Annotated in this window: 13 protein-coding genes and 4 pseudogenes; 9 read left to right on the top strand and 8 right to left on the bottom strand. The window is 58.9% G+C overall.

The window, feature by feature from the left end; genetic code table 11:
* Window positions 1-148 precede the first annotated feature (148 nt).
* The 3 genes from NKH28_RS26955 to NKH28_RS26945 all read left to right on the top strand — a co-directional run bounded on the left by NKH28_RS26955 (window position 149) and on the right by NKH28_RS26945 (window position 3,643).
* Window positions 149-691 carry an ATP-binding protein gene (locus tag NKH28_RS26955; protein ID WP_352772431.1) on the top strand — a complete coding sequence of 181 codons (543 nt, stop codon included), beginning with the start codon at window positions 149-151 and terminating at the stop codon, window positions 689-691.
* A gap of 157 nt (window positions 692-848) precedes the next feature.
* Window positions 849-2,189, top strand: coding sequence for a DUF4365 domain-containing protein (locus NKH28_RS26950; RefSeq protein ID WP_352772433.1), 1,341 nt, complete (start codon window positions 849-851; stop codon window positions 2,187-2,189).
* Complete coding sequence (locus NKH28_RS26945) at window positions 2,186-3,643, top strand: argonaute/piwi family protein (RefSeq protein ID WP_352980830.1); 1,458 nt, start codon at window positions 2,186-2,188, stop codon at window positions 3,641-3,643. Before NKH28_RS26950 ends, NKH28_RS26945 begins: the two co-directional genes overlap by 4 nt.
* Before the next feature lie 594 nt (window positions 3,644-4,237).
* Here the strand turns inward: NKH28_RS26945 and NKH28_RS26940 are convergent.
* From NKH28_RS26940 to NKH28_RS26925, 4 genes and pseudogenes are all read right to left on the bottom strand, one after another.
* Window positions 4,238-4,612 (bottom strand): annotated as a pseudogene (locus NKH28_RS26940) (transposase); the annotation flags it as partial.
* A pseudogene (locus tag NKH28_RS26935) lies at window positions 4,581-5,222 on the bottom strand (IS110 family RNA-guided transposase); the annotation flags it as partial. The pseudogenes NKH28_RS26940 and NKH28_RS26935, both read right to left, overlap by 32 nt.
* 191 nt (window positions 5,223-5,413) lie before the next feature.
* A complete protein-coding gene (locus tag NKH28_RS26930) occupies window positions 5,414-6,139 on the bottom strand; it encodes a thermonuclease family protein (RefSeq protein ID WP_352773919.1) in 726 nt (241 codons plus the stop codon).
* A 96-nt stretch (window positions 6,140-6,235) separates the two neighbouring features.
* A complete protein-coding gene (locus tag NKH28_RS26925) occupies window positions 6,236-6,715 on the bottom strand; it encodes a hypothetical protein (protein WP_352980829.1) in 480 nt (159 codons plus the stop codon).
* A 715-nt stretch (window positions 6,716-7,430) separates the two neighbouring features.
* On the opposite strand from NKH28_RS26925, the pseudogene NKH28_RS26920 reads away from it, so the two are divergent.
* A pseudogene (locus NKH28_RS26920) lies at window positions 7,431-7,739 on the top strand (integrase core domain-containing protein); the annotation flags it as partial.
* A 94-nt stretch (window positions 7,740-7,833) separates the two neighbouring features.
* On the opposite strand, the gene gmd reads toward NKH28_RS26920, so the two are convergent.
* The 3 genes and pseudogenes from gmd to NKH28_RS26905 form a co-directional block, all read right to left on the bottom strand.
* A complete protein-coding gene (gene gmd, locus NKH28_RS26915; protein ID WP_352773663.1) occupies window positions 7,834-8,904 on the bottom strand; it encodes a GDP-mannose 4,6-dehydratase in 1,071 nt (356 codons plus the stop codon).
* Between the two features lie 141 nt (window positions 8,905-9,045).
* Window positions 9,046-9,362: pseudogene (locus NKH28_RS26910) on the bottom strand (nodulation factor ABC transporter ATP-binding protein NodI); the annotation flags it as partial.
* A gap of 367 nt (window positions 9,363-9,729) precedes the next feature.
* Window positions 9,730-10,203: a hypothetical protein gene (locus tag NKH28_RS26905; RefSeq protein WP_352980828.1), complete on the bottom strand. Its 474-nt coding sequence runs from the start codon at window positions 10,201-10,203 to the stop codon at window positions 9,730-9,732.
* A 44-nt stretch (window positions 10,204-10,247) separates the two neighbouring features.
* Between NKH28_RS26905 and NKH28_RS26900 the strand changes: the two genes are divergently transcribed.
* The 3 genes from NKH28_RS26900 to NKH28_RS26890 all read left to right on the top strand — a co-directional run bounded on the left by NKH28_RS26900 (window position 10,248) and on the right by NKH28_RS26890 (window position 13,628).
* Window positions 10,248-10,643: a hypothetical protein gene (locus tag NKH28_RS26900; protein WP_352980827.1), complete on the top strand. Its 396-nt coding sequence runs from the start codon at window positions 10,248-10,250 to the stop codon at window positions 10,641-10,643.
* Between the two features lie 321 nt (window positions 10,644-10,964).
* Window positions 10,965-11,969: a nodulation protein NodZ gene (locus tag NKH28_RS26895; RefSeq protein WP_502906669.1), complete on the top strand. Its 1,005-nt coding sequence runs from the start codon at window positions 10,965-10,967 to the stop codon at window positions 11,967-11,969.
* Between the two features lie 243 nt (window positions 11,970-12,212).
* The gene (locus tag NKH28_RS26890) at window positions 12,213-13,628 is read left to right on the top strand and encodes a mannose-1-phosphate guanylyltransferase/mannose-6-phosphate isomerase (protein WP_352980825.1); all 1,416 of its coding nucleotides are present in this window, start codon (window positions 12,213-12,215) and stop codon (window positions 13,626-13,628) included.
* Window positions 13,629-14,233: 605 nt separating this feature from the next.
* Here NKH28_RS26890 and NKH28_RS34540 read toward each other — a convergent pair.
* Window positions 14,234-14,497, bottom strand: a complete 264-nt coding sequence (locus NKH28_RS34540; protein ID WP_502898322.1) for a hypothetical protein — start codon at window positions 14,495-14,497, stop codon at window positions 14,234-14,236.
* 342 nt (window positions 14,498-14,839) lie between these two features.
* On the opposite strand from NKH28_RS34540, the gene NKH28_RS26880 reads away from it, so the two are divergent.
* Window positions 14,840-15,298, top strand: coding sequence for a (2Fe-2S)-binding protein (locus NKH28_RS26880; protein ID WP_352467057.1), 459 nt, complete (start codon window positions 14,840-14,842; stop codon window positions 15,296-15,298).
* A gap of 3 nt (window positions 15,299-15,301) precedes the next feature.
* A complete protein-coding gene (locus NKH28_RS26875; RefSeq protein WP_352980824.1) occupies window positions 15,302-17,503 on the top strand; it encodes a xanthine dehydrogenase family protein molybdopterin-binding subunit in 2,202 nt (733 codons plus the stop codon).
* The last annotated feature ends 420 nt before the right edge of the window (window positions 17,504-17,923 follow it).

Here is a 17,923-nt window from a genome sequence, read left to right as displayed (position 1 = left end):
ACTCCTGACTTCTCCGGACTCTATGCGAACGCGAGAGAAATCGAAACAGTCCCACGCAAACTTCTCGTGGACAGCGTGTACAATGTAGCGGGCGATTTCGTCGCACGGTCGTCTATGGGAGAGGCACAGGCTAGAGGAAGTTGGGTCGATGACGAGAGTCGCATTGGTGGTCGGCGTGTCCGGTGTTGGAAAATCGTACGTGATTGGACGATGTGCCGCAAATGCCGGCCTCATCCATGTTCAGGCAAGCGATGTCCTACGGCAAGCGAAAGCCGACCTGCTGGCTCGAACCGTAGACCGCGAAGAACTCAGAAAAGGTCAAGTTCTCGACAATCAGACGCTGCTAAGCGAAGCTTTCGGGAAGTTGCGCGCGAGGGAGAGCCGTCCCATCGTTTTCGACGCGCATAACATCATCGACACCGACGACGGCTATGTCGAAATCCCTCTGGAGGTCTTCCGACTGATCGATCCGTACGTTGTGATAGCTCTTTACGGCGATCCTGAAAGTATCCTCGGTCACAGGAGTCGGGACACGAGCAGGGTCCGCCCGGACAGGACTTTTGGCCAGATTGCCGAGTACCAAGCCCTGGTCATAGCGCTCGCCGAGAAGCATGCCCGGGATCTCGGCGTGCCGTTGCGTCTGGTAGGCGCGGGTGACGAGGAAGCTTTCGCTCGGGCGATTTTGGCTTAGAGGTCGATAGAGCTTGGACTTCCTTCGAGTGCCGTGGCACCTATCCGGCGACAACTCGTCGTGAAAATTGAAGCGCAGACCGCGCCGTCGTATTCCTAACCGAACGATTCTTGTCCCTATTCTCGATTCTGGGTCGCATACTCTCGTTGAGCGGAAGATGGCGAAGAAGATTGGGCGTACCGATATCATCGGCGAACGCGGCATCGCGTATATTCGCCAAGTCGTGTTGAACATGGGCTTCATGTTCTACGAGACTGGCGGCGTGGAAGCCGGAATCGATGGATTTATCGAACTGCGCGATGAAACGACGGGAGCCGTCTCAAACCTGTTGCTGCAAGTTCAGGGAAAGGCAACCGAGCGCACGCGACTGCAGGCCGAAACCGACACCACGTTTGAGTTCCCCTTGGCAGAAGCAGACATCCAGTACTGGATGCATGGCACGGCTCCTGTTCTGCTGCTCGTCGTAAAGCTCGACGAAGGGAAGGCCTATTGGAAGTCGATCAAGGAATGGTTCAGTGACACCGAGAACTTGAAGTCGAGGAAGGTCGTCTTCGACAAGCGATCTGATTTTTTCTCTGTCGACGCGAAGGCCGCGATCGTGGCGGTAGCCACTTCGGCAAAGCCCGGGTCCACGGGACCTAGCGTGCGTCTCCACGAATCCCTGCTCGTCAATCTGTTGGAGATCGGTTTCGCGCCTAAGATCTACTGGGCCCCAACCGACCACCACACGGACAAATCTTTCGGAGCCGCCCTGAGGGAGCTGGACTCGAAAGCCTCTTCCGAGTGGATAGTCAGGAGCAATGCGGTCCTGTCATTCAACGACTTGGACAAGTGGCCCTGGAACAAAATTTGCGATGTGTCGGCGATGGAAGTCTTCGACACCTCCGAGTGGTCGGACAGCGACGACGTGGATCGGGTTCGTGATTTCGTTGCGCTGTTGAATAGGGCAATCGGGGATTTTGTGAGACCCGACCTTCGTCGCGATCGCGACAGCGGCATCCTGTATTTCGTGAAGCCGAGAAACCGAGGGAAGCTCAACTACGCCTACAGGAGCGTCCAGAACTTGACTACGCGTCGCGTTGTCAAAGGCTATGGTCGCCAGCGCGAGCATCCGGGGAAGCCTGCTTACTTTCGTCATTCGGGCTTCCGCCCGTATTTCGTCCGCTATGATCAGAAATGGTACGTCGAGGTTACGCCGACCTATCATTTCAGCAGGGATGGCCGGGAGCCCGATTTCAAGGCAGGCGAACATCTTAAGAAGATCAAAGAACTCGAGAACAACGCTGCTGTCATGGGCCAGTTTGTGATGTGGCAGGCGTTTCTGACTACCCACCGGACGGGAGACCTTCTCGGAGAGGCCTACCCACATCTCAGATTCGCGCCGTTGGAATCATTGGAACTCGACGTGGGTGTGCCGGATCAACTTTGGACCGCGCAAGAATCCAATCCTTCCTCGCCGCTGTTCGACTTCGACAAGATGCAGGAGGGCACGGAATGAGGCTTTCTCATCTGGCCGAGCCCGAACTGGAATTCGGAAGCGGGCTGCGGCATCCCGACATCCGCTTCGGGATCATGGACTACGGTCCCTTTGACGTGCACATCGATGGTGCGCCTAGACGCGTCAAGCTTGGAATAGTCGGGAGCGCGGACACCGTGGAAGGCACCGCCAGATGGATCGAGGCATGCTCTGACGGTTTCGAAGCAAAGCCCAGCCGCCAGGCAAACCTGTTCCCACGGTTCCCAGGTCTGCGGAACGATGAAACCTTTCGATGCGAATTCACCACATCGAGCGAGCTTCAGCGAATCCTTCCGACAAAGGAAATCGCCCGTCTGGTTGCGGTTCCGGGGCAAAGGGAGGTCACTCGCGAGGTGGTCAGCACGATCGTCGACGAAATCGCGGTCCTTGCTGAAAGGACCGCGCGACCCGATGTCGTTCTTATCGCGTTGCCTGTCGAGATAATCGAAAGGACCGTGAATGCACGTGAAGCCACAGGCGAGAACGAAGACGAGGTCGGGGAAGCGGAGCCAGGCAACGAACTAGATTTCCGCGGCATGCTCAAGGCAGCGTGCATGCGCCTGCGTATCCCTATTCAGTTGATGTGGCCGACCACGTTCGATCCGTCTTACCGCATACCTCGGAAACTGAAGGAGAACAGCGACCGGCGAACGCAGGATCCTGCCACCATCGCCTGGAACCTTGTCACTGCCATCTACTACAAAGCCGGTGGCCTTCCGTGGCGCCTCGCGAGGGATGCCCGAGAACTTAGAACATCTTTCGTCGGTCTGAGCTTCTACCGATCGGTGGAAGGCGAGCATATGCATACGAGCACCGCCCAGATGTTTGATGAGAGAGGGGAAGGTTTAATCCTTCGCGGCGGCCGCATGGTCGAAAGCGAAGAAGACCGTTCGCCCCATCTCACCGCCGAAGATGCCTATACGCTCCTGAGAGATTCCCTGAAGGTGTTTCGCGGTCAGCACGGCCACTACCCAGCCCGCGTGGTGCTGCATAAGACATCGCGTTTCGATTCGAACGAACTGGATGGTTTTCACAAGGCTATTGACGAGCGCGACATCGACTATGCTGATTTCGTCTGGATTCAGAAATCGATGACACGCCTTTATCGGCTCGGCGTCTATCCCCCATTGAGAGGCAGCCTTTTGCGCTTCAGCAAGGATCAGGCTCTCCTTTACACGCGCGGCAGCGTCGACTTCTTCCGCACATATCCCGGCATGTATGTGCCACGGCCGCTGATGCTGCGATGTCAGGTTCTCGGTCAGCCACTGCAGCATATCGCGCACGAAACCTTGGCTTTGACCAAGATGAATTGGAACAACACTCAGTTCGACAACGGAATGCCGATTACCATTGCTGCGGCAAGGCAGGTGGGCCAGGTGCTCAAATACCTCGGAGACGAGCAGGAGATCGCTCCAAGGTACAGCTTTTACATGTAAGAATCGGATCTGATGCTGCGGAGCCAGCGTCCCTATGTCGACGAACAGAAGCGCGTCAAAACAAATGCCCACTCTTGGCCGCGCGAACGATAGGCAAATTATATGCCCGACCACGTGCTGAGACTGGTCACCACATCGGCGAATGGCTGGTATCGGAATGCCTCGAAACAGCGAGAAAGCCGCGGCCGAGAATGCCGAACGTGCCTACGAGCTAATGGTTCGGCATTGGCGGTCACGCGGGCCGAAGCGGCGCACGGACGCCACAAACGAGGAACGACTATAACAGCTGCGTGGCGGCACTCTCATCCTCTCGCACCACTCTTTGCCACGTGGTCGTCCGTGCCGGACAAATATAGCACAAGGAAATCTGGCGGCACGACCGACGCCCTCGGTCCGCTCCAGAATGGCGCCGTGCTCGACGCCGTCAAGGCGTGGCCTGGAAACCTCGCAGCCGGCCGCGGCGCCATCGCACCGGCCAGCCTTGACTGCGTCTCGACACGCTCGCGTGGGAAATCCTGTGGGCCGGGACGAAGAAACAGGCTCACCTGAGCCGAACAAAGAAACGCAACAGGAATCGAAAAAGTCGAAATCAGGCTTGTCGATGTCATCCGTCGACTTCATGTGCTTGTGGTGAGCTAGCGGCAGCCGATAGAAGCTCAGCGTCTCCTCGATGTTATCTTCCACCCAGTTGACCAGCTTCGGGTATTTGGCCTGCCATTTGGCGATCCACTGCGCCAGGTCGCGTTTGACCTCGGCAAGGTCGCGCCGGTCGTAGAACCATCTGAGCTCCATCAGGCAATCGTCGTCGACCTTGCGCGGCACGTAGTCGAGCGCGTTTCTGAGGAAGTGCACGTAGCAGCGCTGCCAGACCGCTTCGGGCAGCACTTCGCGGATTGCCGCCCTGCGCCCCGGATGGTCGTCGGAGACGACGAACTCGACGCCGGCGAGCCCGCGATTCTTGAGCCCCGTCACGAACTCGCGCTTCGGCATCGAGCTGCTTGATCCTTTCCTCCAGCGATCTCAGCGTATCGACCAGCACGGTGAGGGCCAGGCGGGCTGCTTCTGGCAGATCGCCCTCAGGATCCTCTACCTTTTCCATCAGCTTGGCAGTATGTGAAGGGCCCTGGGCAACGACCAGTCCATATTCTGCAAGATGGCCGCGCAAGGCGTTGATCGTCTGGGTGCGCTGCCGCACCAGCAGATCACGAGCCCGGAATACGGCCGCACTCGCCTGCTCCTCCTCACTCTTCACGGCGACAAAGCGCATGGTCGGCCGCTGCGCGGCCTCGCAGATCGCCTCGGCATCGGCGGCGTCGTTCTTCTGCCGCTTCACGAAAGGCTTCACATAGGATGGCGGGATCAGACGAACGGTGTGCCCGAGCTTGCCGATCTCGCGCGCCCAGTGATGCGCCCCAGAACAGGCCTCCATGGCGACCAAGCAGGCCGGCTGCCCAGCGAGAAACGCAAGCACCTTGTCGCGTCGCAGTTGCTTGCGGAAAACAATGGCGCCCGCCGCATCGGCTCCATGCGCCTGAAACACATTCTTCGCTAGGTCTAACCCGATCGTGTTAACTTCCATTGTGGACGCTCCCTCTCTTACGGTGGCTGTCAAACACCACCATTCTGGCACATCGATGCCGTCGAGGGGGCGTCAACCCCATCACTATCTACCTCGTCAAAAAATGGGGTTAGCAGACCGCGCCGCCCATGCATGGTCTTCGTTAGATCGGTGTAAGCGGAAAGCCGAACAGGCCGTAGCGCGCATTTCAGCTAGCAGAGTGTTTCGCATGGGATCCCATCCTTGTCGCGATCGAGTTTTCCGCCCCATGAGCAGTTTTGCAGGTACCAGTTGGCTTCGTCGCAGGAACCGATCTGTTTGCACGTTCTCCGCGGCTCGCAAGAATAGCCGCTCTGCGCGACCAGCTTACGGCTGATGATGCCCAGTGGGCGGCTCGACGGCGCCGCGCCGTCGGCGTGCGCAGAGCGCCATTCCCAGGGTGCCTGAAACGTCCCGGCCCACAGGCCGATCTTTGAGGCTTGGGCTTGCGCCTGCAGCCCCGCATAGGCGCCCTGGCTGTAGCGAGGCCAATCCAGCGCCTGGCCGTGCTCGACCATCCAGGCGGCTACGCCCGCGCCGTCAGCGCGCCGACAATCGCCGACAAAGCGCTGATAGCGGTCCCACGTCACGAATGTGCATTCGAGCGGCCTCGACGCGGCCAGGAAAGTGTCCAGCGCTTCGGCCGATCGCCGGCCGCAAGGATACTCGGCGCCATTCAGATCGCGGCACAGCTGCCGGCTCTCTGGTGCGTCGATGCCGTTGAAACGGACGCGCTGGCCGTGGATTTCGATGGTATCGCCGTCAATGACGGAAGCGACACCGGTAAGCGAGGCGGGCGCCGCCCTTCGTGGGCTGGCCTTTGATGCATCGTCGCTACGTTGCGCGCCCGACGGCGCCAGGAAGGCGGCCAGTGCCGCCGCTGCCGTAAGACCGAGCATTGCCGGCACGCTCGCAAGTTGGCGCCGCCACAGCTTCGCACCGGTGGGTCTCTGCCACCGATTGAATCGATATTTGCGGTATGGCCTGCTCATCCGCTACGCCGACCAGCCCGGCCATGCGCTGTCAACCATCGGCAGGCCGGCGCAATAGTAATCGTCAAGGAACCGCCCGGTGGACCGGTCGCGGCAGCGCCAGATAATGCTGTAGTTCTGGCCATAGAATTGGTCCCACGCGACGCCATAGGTTTGTGGTGGCGGTGGCCGGTAATATGTTCCGCCTCCATAGCCGTTGTTGGCAGCGACACCCACAGCTGCGCCGCCGACAGCCGCGATCGCTATGCCTGTCGCGACAGCATTGTCGGTTTGCACAAGCCTGGTGCACTTCTCTGCTGTTGCGCCCCTGCGCACTAGAAGGGCCGCTACCCTGCTACGATACTGTTCGTCCGTGCTGCTGGCGAGAACGTGACATAGCGCAACGGTATTCATTGCCGTGAGATCGCTGTCCGACACGACAGCGCTCGTAGAGCAGCCGCTGACGCACAGGGCTGCACTTGCGATGAGTGCTCCAATTTTCATGTGAATCCCCCAAACAAATATTGGGGCGAGTCCGACCTAGAAGTCCAGAGTTTTGTTTTTCACTTTGCTACGATTCACAGCATGCTGCGGCTAGCTGGCATCCACTGCAACCAACCCTTCCGCCGGTCGTTGACTGATGCTGGGTTGATCTCAGCCACTCCAGAACTTGCCCGCTGGCCCAAAACCGGCGGGCTTTTTTCCGCGACGCCGGAAGGCTCTATCTCGCCGCATGTTGTGGTACATCGGCACGCCGTCATCGGGCCGTGCCGTTGACCAAGGTGGTCCCTCCGCCATGGTCGGCCGGCGCAGCCTTGACCGTCCGCGCGGGCCATCCCAATCAAGCCCGCTGGCTTCGGTCGGCGGTTTTTTATTTGATGCCCGGCGCCGTCGGCTTGGATCTAGATCCTCGCCAGTGCCGGATTTGAAGGTAAGCTGCGGCGGTATGATCGCACTTCGCGCGGGACGGACCATTGGTGTGCAGCAAGAGCGCCGAGTTCATTCGGCCAAGATTCTGCACTAGGCCGAGGTAGGTGAAGGCAGATAGCTATCCGGTAATCGCTGAGATATTGGAGATAATGTTCCCCCATGGAGGTGTGTACCAGTATGATAAGTTTCCAAACTTCATGTACGAACGCCGTGGACGAGCTGCTGTGTGCGCTTGCCGTAAATCGCTTTCCGCGAGTTCACAGTCGGAGGTTGGCTAGGACCCTAACGCGAGAGCTTCAACGGCCCCCTTCGCGATGAACTCCTCAACGATACGTGGTTCACGTCCCTGGCCCAGGCCCGCGCGAGGCTCAATGTATGGCGCGCCGATTACAACGGCGCGCGTCCGCACTCGCACATCGGATGGCAGACACCCAACGAATGTGCATCGACCTTCAACCCGCGACGGTCGCTCGCGCTGCGCAACGTGAAACGCTCCGCGCCAGCACCCGTCGCGTCCACCGGCCATCAGGGCAAATCCACCCCCGGAAACGAACTCACGACTGGACAAAATTTGGGGGAAACGTCAGGGCGGCCATAACTTTGCAGTCTTCAGACGCGAGGCGGCCTACAACAGCGCTGCCCACCATGCTTGTGGCCCGCGACCCACACGGCTTTTCCCTTCAGATCGTACATTATGCTTCCTTCATGATTACCGATGTCTGCATGACCTTGAGGTCTTCCCGCACCATTTCCGCGGCGAGCTCGCGCACGGATGTCTCATGCACCCAGCCGAGCTTCTCCTTCGCCTTGGTGGCATCGCCCAGGAGAAGATCGACTTCCGTGGGGCGGAAGTAGCGTGGGTCTACCTGGACTAGGCATCTGCCGGTCTCGACATCATAGCCCTTTTCGTCGACTCCCTCACCACGCCATTCGAGCTCGACGCCGACATCTTCGAAAACCCATTCGACGAATTGGCGGACAGGGGTCGTCTTGCCCGTCGCCAGCACGTAATCATCCGGTTGATCCTGCTGCATCATCATCCACATACCACGCACGTACTCACGCGCATGGCCCCAATCGCGTTGAGCATCGAGATTGCCGAGATAAAGCTTGTCCTGCTTGCCGAGGTAGATAGCAGCGGCGGCGCGGGTGATCTTGCGCGTCACAAAAGTTTCGCCGCGCAGTGGGCTTTCATGATTGAAGAGAATGCCGTTGGAAGCATGGATACCATAGGCCTCCCGATAGTTGATCACGATCCAGTAGGCGTAGAGCTTGGCGGCAGCGTAAGGGCTGCGCGGATAAAAGGGCGTTGTTTCGTTCTGCGGTACGGATTGTACGAGGCCGTAGAGCTCTGAAGTCGAGGCCTGATAGAAGCGGGTCTTGTCCTTCAGACCGAGGAGGCGGATCGCCTCAAGAAGTCGCAATGTTCCGATACCGTCGGCGTTTGCTGTGTATTCCGGCGTTTCGAACGACACCTGGACATGGCTCTGAGCGGCCAAGTTGTAAATCTCGTCTGGCTGGGATTCCTGAACTACGCGGATGAGATTAGTCGCATCAGTGAGGTCACCGTAATGCAAAATTAGGCGCGGATCGGGATCGTGCGGGTCTTGGTAGATGTCTTCGATGCGACCCGTGTTGAAGGAAGAGGAACGTCGCTTAATCCCATGAACGACGTAGCCTTTTTCCAGCAGAAGACGCGTGAGATAGGCACCATCCTGTCCCGTTATGCCCGTAACCAGAGCAACTTTCCTGTTCTCGCCCATTTTCTTCCTGCTCTATGGTAGTTGAAGTTTCGAATCTGGCTCGCCACACCGCCAGCAAACTGCGGCCCGCCCCATACCCTATGGTAGGATTTCGACAGATGCGGCGCGGAGCTCGTCATTGACAGTGTCAGCCAGCGAGCACACCTGCTCCTGCTTCGAGGCATAGCAAAACAGAGTCTCGCCGCTAACGTGCCTAAGTCGCACATGCGGCCTGAGTGCCGAACTCAGCTCACGGGGTGAGCGACATACATTTCAATCACGTCGCACCCGATTTGCTCATCAATCAGCGAGTTAGGACGCCCTTCTGGGATTCTACATCCGTTCTCAAGCACGCACAGTCGGTTGCATAGCCGCTCCGCTTCTTCCACGAAGTGGGTGGCCAGTAGAATCGTATTGCCCTGCGCCAGCAGGGCACGTAGCAGTTCCCAGATAAAATGGCGAGCATGTGGGTCCAACCCACACTAGCACTCCACCATGCCTCTTTTGCGCTGACCAAGTAATCTTTGCCTGCTTCAGCTCTTCTAATGGAAATTGTTTTGATCGGTGAAATCGATTGTTTGGATGAGGTGCATCCATAAAATGGATTGTTTGACAGGGCAGCGCGGCACCATCGGCGGCACAAAGTCGTGGGCGCGAGGTTTCGCTCCGCGCGAAGACAAAGTTCGTGGCAGTCGGGTGCTTCGGGCGAACCGCACATCTGAGACGGCGGCGAAAAGCCGGGTAGGGCATTACGTATTGACCTCCAAGAAATTTCGGGCGCGCTAGCCCGAAAACGGTGGCTGGGCTTCAACGATGGGCGGGACGAGGCGACCAACAAACTGTGTTTCATACTGTAGGCGATCGCAGTGCGGCGAATTTGAACGGCCGCCTTTGCCAGCCCTCGCCATCGCATCCGGCTACAGGTGCCGAAGATCTTCTCGATCCGAGTACAAATTCTGTGGATCGGTTGGTTCCAGGCGTCGAGCTTTCGGCCTCGTCGCCCCCACATAGCGGTTGCGACAATGCGCGGCCTTCCACCCTTGGCGCGCACCGCGTCGCCGAGATGATTGCCTCGGTAGGCGCTGTCGGCAAACACTTCGCCGGGATTGTCGGGCAGAGCATCAGGAACGACGTTGCCGTCCTCGGTGTGGGCGCCGTGACGGCGATCTCCTCGACAAGGGCCGTATCGGCGTAGGCACCGAAATGGGCTTTGAAGCAATGAAACGCTGATCGGCGCTTGTACTTGACCCAATGGCCCTCTTCATCATCTTCGCTGGCCGAGGCGATGATCGCCGCATCGACAGGCGTGCCGATCTTCACCTGGATCGCTGAACTGGCGGGTGATCTCGGCGAACAACAGGGTCATGAACCTCAAGGGCCTGTGGAAAACGGACGAGAGCGGGTTCGCACAGGTGTCGGCTCTGACACCGAGAACCCGCAGAACCGTCGGAACGATCCTCCACATGGCTGCAGACGCCAAAATTCCTCTCTCGGCCGTCGTCGCACAGCATCGCGTGCCAAGTCGCTCAATCCAGCCGGCTCGAAAGCTATCCGGCAGGAGTTGCGCCATGTTGGCGCACTTGAAAGCGTCAGAGGGCGCCGTGTCGCATCTTTTGGTGGGACCGGACGCCATGATGGCCACAACTGACGTGGATGGCCTGCGCCTGACATTCGACGGCTGGGGGGTCCTGCACATCCGTCCTTCACTGAAACGCGCGCAAATGACATGTTACGTTGAGGCAGTTAAGAATTGGACTTGAAAAAGGGACTTTGTGGACTGCATCGACCGGCTGTTTCGCTTAGCAAGCGCGGCCCACGTCAGCAGAGGCTCATCGTCAAGGAACGCGTTAGTATCCATCGCATGGATGGGCTACATTCACTCAATCAATTTTACAGATGTCGCCGGGCGCATTAAACCGGAAGCGAGTGTACCCGGCGTCAAGATTTGCGAGCGTCACAGAGATAAGGATAGGCAGTGCTGAGGGAGCTCTTCTGCCCCACGCGCAGCCTCTACCAAATCGCCCGGCGTAACGGTCGACTAGTATCGATTAAGAGATCCCAAGCCAGATGCAACCTCGTCTCTGAAACGAGATTTCCGAAAGGTCAGTGGATTGGTAAAGCGCAGGTTCGTCGTCTCTCAGAGGCGTACGGGGTTCGGTGATTGTCTGTGGTCGCTGGCGGCCGCTTGGCGCTACGCTCAGCGGTCGGGACGAACGCTAGCCGTCGACTGGCGCGGGTCCTGCTATCTCGACCAACCCTTCACAAACGCCTTTCCGGTTTTCTTCCAACCGATCAATGACATCGCTGGCGTACCGGCTATTTGCGACGACCGGATCAACGACTTTTCCTTCCCGGGTCCATTCTTCCCGGAGTGGTGGAATAGGCCAGCGATCGACTGCCTTTACCGCCCAGATGAGCAGATTTTCCAAGAGCGCGACGAGTTGGGCGAGCTCTTTCAGGCCGAACAGGATGTCGAAGCGAACACAGTAGTGTGTGACGCTTGCTTGATGTGGCGCTGCGATGAGGATGCCGAGCGGCAGGTCTTCCAGAGTGTCAAGCCTCGGTCTGAAATTCAAACACGCATAGATGCCATTTACCAAGAATGTTTTGAGGGGCACAGCATCATCGGGGTTCATGTTCGACATGGTAACGGTGAAGACATCATGGAGCATGCGCCCTACTGGGCCGATCCGGAGTTCGCCGTTCGACAAGTGTGCACTGCGGTTGATAAGGCTAAAGCGTTACCGCACCCCAAGCCTGTGCGGCTGTTCTTGTGCACGGACAGCGCGCAGATCCTGGATCACCTGTCGGCCAGGTTTCCCGATCTTCTCACCGTCCCCAAGCGTTTCCGATCCGATCAAGATGGCCCCTTACACACTGCAGCACTTGGGATTGACGGCGGAATTTCCGCCCTCGTTGAGATGTATCTTCTCGGGCGCTGCGATACTGTAATTCGGTTTCCTCCGACGAGCGCCTTTACACGATATGCACGCCTTTTCGTACCACGCGTAATTGAGTTCGATCTGAAGGAGCCAAGTCGTTTGATTTTGATAGAAGACAGCCAAAGAATCTCTGGTCTCAGTTAAGACCCGCCACCTGCACAATTCGGCGGATGCAAACAACAGGATAGTTGAATGTCATCATTTCTCATCGAGGCCATGGAAGCGTCGTACGATACCGATAGCGTCGTCATCTGAGGCCGTTCGGCAACGCGCCAGAACTTCGCTGTTACTCGGAGGCCGCAGACCAAGCCAGTGCGACGGCGATCGTGACGCTAACGCTCGAAAGGGCGCGGGCAATCACTCCAGAGACGAAATCGAGGTTGTTATATGAAAGTGGTTCCCGTCATCATCAGCGGCGGAGCCGGATCGCGGCTATGGCCCGCCTCAAGGCAATCGCACCCTAAACCTTTCCTCAAAGTGGCAGACGGGCATTCACTGATGCAGCACACTGTGTTGCGCGCCGGTTCGATAAAGGGCGTAGTGGAACTCGTCGCCGTGACATCTGGGGAACACCTCTTCCTTACCAAGGACGACTTCGACGAACTAGAGTCCGTGGTTCTGCCACGCACGTTTCTGCTCGAGCCTGAAGGCCGGGATACGGCCGCCGCCGTGGCGGCAGCCGCGATCCATGCCCGGGCAACGCAAGGCGCTGACGCAATTCTATGCGTCTTCCCGGCCGATCACATGGTTGGAAACCTGCCTGTATTTTTAGACGTCATGGGCCGGGCAATCGAACATGCGAAGCTCGGGCGGATCGCCACATTGGGCATCACCCCAACCAGACCGGACACGGCATTCGGCTATATCGAAGCGGATGGTGAGAAAGTCGTCCGTTTCGTTGAAAAACCGGATCTAGACACAGCCAAAGCCTATGTCGCGTCCAAGCGCTTCTTCTGGAATGCCGGCATTTTCTGCTTTAGCGCACAAACCATGCTCGACGAGATGGCATCGCATTGCCCCGCGGTGATCCAGGCCGTCTCCGACAGCTACGAGAACGGCAGGTTCAGTCAAGGCGAAGGCTTTGCCAAAATCGAACTCGCGCCTGAGCATTTCGGCTCCGCGCCGCGAATCTCGCTCGACCACGCTGTCATGGAGAAGACGAATAAACTTGCCGTGGTTCCCTGCGACATGGGTTGGAACGACATTGGATCCTGGAACGCAATGGCCGATTTGATCGCCCCCGACGAAAGCGGGAACAGGATCCGCGGCGATGTTCACATGGTCGACACGACCGGCAGCTACGTGAGCTCCGACAAGCGCGTCATCGGAACGGTCGGCGTCAGCGATCTGGTGATCGTGGATTCCCCGGATGCTTTGCTCGTCGCATCCCGCGACCGCGTTCAGGACGTCAAGAAGCTGTTCGAGGGCCTCAAGGCTTCCGGACATGAAGCTCACCTGGTCCATAGCACGGTACACCGGCCGTGGGGTAGGTACACGGTTCTTGAGGAAGGCGAGCGCTTCAAGATCAAACGCATCGAGGTGAAACCCGGTCGGCGGCTGAGCCTGCAGATGCACTATCATCGTTCGGAGCACTGGGTCGTGGTCAGCGGCTCCGCGAAAATCGTCAATGGCGAGCAGGAGTTGTTCCTGGCGACAAACGAATCAGCCTACATCCCCTGCGGCCATAAGCATCGGCTGGAGAACCCAGGCAGAATTGACCTGGTGATCATTGAAGTGCAGAGCGGCGATTATCTCGGCGAGGATGATATCGTTCGCTTCGACGACGTATATGGTCGAACGTAGATTTCACCCGCGCATGACGAGAACGGTCAACGTGTCGCTGACTAATTACCACCAAGAAGGCCGTCTGCCCACTCAGGACAGGATGCTTGTGGAATCGGGAATTGACCAAGGCAGCGGCGAATGACCGCAATCGGCATCAGGGTGGGACAAATCAACCGGAAAAGACCGGAGAGCATAGTAACGCAACACAGTCCCACCGTCGAATAGCCTTTGATATTTTTGACTTTCCAAGCACCCTCAGGGCCCACCGAAATTATATCAATGGCTTATGGCCGACTTCGCTCTGAAGTGGGCCAAATCGACCTCGCTATGCCCGCAGCACTCAGTTTGATTGTTTTCGCATGAAAACGAGCAAGGACAGGGGGAGGGCGATCTTGTGCTGGGCTTCTATGTCCAATCTTGCTCCTGTTCGTCGTCAGGTTGTGTGCAGCCCATAGCGCGGCTATCGCGAGGCTGGAAGGCCTCCGATCGATAGGTGCGGCGAACGGCGGCAACGAGGTGCGAATAGGATGGCTGAGCGTATGATCGAGAATACCGCAGCTGCGGTCTAGCGCGAAATGCAGCGTCTGTGACTCATCGGTCATTGCAGCGCAATGAACCGGAAATCATGACCCTAAGCCGCCCTTCATCAGCCCACCAGCGCCCAGAAGAAAGCGAAGATCCGTCACAATGCCTACCTGTACCAAGGCTTCAAGCAGTTCACCGCGAATGTGAAGACCGCCAGCCATTGCTTCTTCATTTTCGGCCATTCGCTCGCTACGAACGACGACCACATCCTTAACCGCATAGCGCGTGGCAAGTTTCGCAAGCTCTGTGTTGGCATCTAGAGTGAACCAGCATCCGCGGATAACCAGCGGATCATGAACCACGCGAACGAGCTAGCGGTGCAGCGCAACGAAAAATCGCCGCTTGATGTCGTCTTTTATGATGCTGCTACAGTTCATGTCTGGGGTTTCGGCTTAGAAGCGGAATGACTGCCAACCAGGTCATCGAGCCGGAAACTGACCGGCCGGTCGGCCCAAAAATGACATTCAGTTGCCTCCAGCCTTTCGACACGAGCCACTTCACGATCTCGCGATTGCCAGCTAGCGGCTTGTTGCTCGAGCTGCGCGATCCTAGTCTGTGGTCGCTATGCCTCAGCAATAAGAATCCGGTTCCTAGCCGGGCGGAGGCGCAACGAGATAGCCAGCTCAGGACAAGGAGAGCAAACCATGGTCGCTTTTACCCTCAATGGCGAGGCGCGAACACTCGACGTCGATCCAGAGATGCCGCTGCTCTGGGCGATCCGTGACGGCATCGGACTCACAGGAACGAAATTCGGTTGCGGCCTTGCCCAGTGCGGCGCTTGCACGGTTCACGTTAACGGCATGCCGACGCGCTCGTGCCAGACCGCAGTCGGCGACATCGAAGGAGCCTCGATCACCACCATTGAGGGCGTGTCGGGCAAGATCGGCGAAACGGTCCAGGCCGTGTGGGCCGAGTTCGACGTACCTCAATGCGGCTATTGCCAGTCTGGCCAGATCATGTCGGCCGTGGCCCTCCTGACAGAGACGCCGAAGCCGACGGACGATGATATTGATTCGGCGATGAGCGGCAATCTCTGCCGCTGCGCCACCTATCATCGCATCCGCGCGGCCATCCACGAGACCGCCAACCGGCTGGAGACTTGAGGCATGTTGCAGTTTCTCCCGAAGCATAATGCCGTGGGGCCTACGCGCCGCCAGTTCCTCCTCGGCACGGCCGTCACCACCGCGGGCCTCGCCGTGGGCTACCGGCTAATGATGGCCGCGCCCGCCAACGCACAAACGACGCCTGCAGCAGTCCAGGCGAACCCCTTCCAAACCTATGTCGAGATCACACCGGAGAACCGAATCGTCATCCACTCGTCGCAGTTCGAAATGGGACAAGGCTCCTATTTCGGCATCGCCACCCTGGTTATGGAAGAGCTCGACGGCGCCTGGGCGCAGGTCCACGTGGTCGGCGGATATGGCAATACCGCGCTCTACGGCAATCTCGCCTGGGGCGGGGCCGCGCAGGGAACCGGTGGCTCCACGTCGATGAGCTCGTCGTGGGAGCGCTACCGCGAGGCGGGTGCTGCCGCACGGGCCATGCTGGTGGCGGCCGCGGCGCAGCGGTGGGACGTGCCAGCCGGCGAGATCACAGTCGCTTCCGGGGTCGTGTCGCACGCCTCAGGGATGCAGGCGCGCTTCGGTGACCTGGCTGAAGCCGCAGCGGGAATGCCGGTTCCCGACGACGTGCCGCTAAAGCCGCGCGACAAGTGGGCCCAGATCGGATCGGACAGCCTCAAGCGCTACGATTCCGCCGGCAAGACCAATGGCGCGCAGACCTACACGATCGACCTCAAGATGGATGGACTCAATACGGCCGTTATGATCCATCCGCCGAAATTCGGCGCTGAGATCGAGAGCTTCGACGCCTCCAAGGCCAAGGCACTCGACGGCATTGTCGATGTCGTCCAGACGCCGCGCGGCATTGCCGTGGTCGGCAGGGACATGTGGACGGCGCTCAAGGGCCGCGATCTCGTGGAGGTGACCTGGAACGAAGAGAAGGCCGAAAGGCGCGGCACGGCCGAGATCATGGCCGAATACACTAAGGCAGCAGACGATCCGGGCGCGGCCACCGCGCGCGACGACGGTAACACTCCCGCAGCGTTGGCCAGTGCTGAGAAAGTCATCCAAGGGCACTACGAATTCCCCTATCTTGTCCATGCTTCGATCGAGCCACTCAACGCGGCCGCCCGAATCAACGAAGACGGCACCATCGACGTCTGGGGCGGACACCAGATGCCCGATCTTTATCAGGCGGCTGCCGCTCAAGTAGGCGGCACCACGCCGGACAAGGTGAGGCTGCACGTGATGAAGACCGGCGGCAGCTTCGGCCGCCGAGCGGTCTCGGACGCAGATCTCATTATCGAAGCTGTTTCCACAGCGCGTGCACTGGGACCCGGCAAGCCAGTGAAGGTGCAGTGGACCCGCGAGAACGACATGCGGGGTGGGCGGTACCGGCCGGTCTATGTGCACGCAGTCAAGGCGGGGCTCGACAAGGAAGGCAATGTCGTCGCTCTCCATGACCACATCGTGGGCCAATCGATCGCGGGCGGTTCGCCCTTTGCGGCGATGATCGAGAACGGCATCGATCCGACCTCCGTGGAGGGCGCCACCAACCTGCCCTATGCGATCCCGAACCTGAAGGTCGAGCTGACCACGACGGACGTGAACATCCCAGTGCTGTGGTGGCGTTCGGTAGGCTCCACCCACACCGCTTACGCAATGGAAACCCTGATTGATGAGCTCGCCGCCGCTGCGAACCGTGATCCGGTCGATTTCCGCTTGTCGATGCTCGGTCACCATCCACGGCATGCCGGCGTGCTGAAATTGGCTGCTGAGAAGGCAGGCTGGGACAAGCCTCTGCCGGAAGGCCGTTTCCGCGGCGTGGCCCTGCATGAAAGCCTCTCGACTTATGTCGCCGAGGTGGTCGAGATCACCTTCAACGATGGAAATGATTTCAAAGTCGACCGCGTCGTCTGCGCGGTAGATTGCGGCACCGCGATAAATCCTGACCAGATCCGCGCTCAGATGGAGGGCGGTATCGGCTTCGGGCTAGGCGCGATCCTCCAGGAGGAGCTGACCCTGACGGGCGGTGTCGTAGACCAAGAGAACTACGACACCTATATGCCGCTCAGGATCGAGCAGATGCCGCGCGTCGAGGTGCACATTGTGCCGTCCGACGAGCCGCCCACGGGCGTTGGCGAGCCGGGTGTGCCGCCGATCGGCCCGGCCGTCGCCAACGCGCTACGGGCGGCGACGGGCAAGACGATCCGCAAGCTGCCGATCATAAAGAACTTGTCAGCATAGCCGGGAATGACACCATGAAAACGGCCGCGATGAAGATCGCGGTCGTAGGTCGTTTTTGAACGCCTCCTGACATGCGATCACCTCCATTCGATCAATTTCCGGCGGCTGCCCGGTCCAATATACGGTTTAGAGACGGTAACCCGTGTTCTGAACGACCGCCGACGGTCGTTGGTGCTGGTAGCACTAAAGAACCGCTTTCGAGACGCAAATGCCGCACGCAAATGTCTCGAAAGGGTCACGCTGGAGATTTTGTACCACCTAGTTGCATGTCTGCTATCGCTTCTTGGCGCGACAAGCGGCCGGTCCTCTGACGGCCCCATAACAGGACATTGATGTCTTCGCGCTGAGCGTCAGCAGTTGGCGCTACCGCGACCTTTCTCAGGAAGGCTGCACACCGACGCGATCTTCCTTTCGCCTTGC

This window comes from Mesorhizobium sp. M1227, assembly GCF_040318315.1.
In the GTDB taxonomy this organism is placed as follows: Bacteria; Pseudomonadota; Alphaproteobacteria; order Rhizobiales; family Rhizobiaceae; genus Mesorhizobium.
The sequence above is the reverse complement of the archived record's forward strand: the minus strand, read 5'-3'. Positions and strand labels throughout refer to the sequence as shown.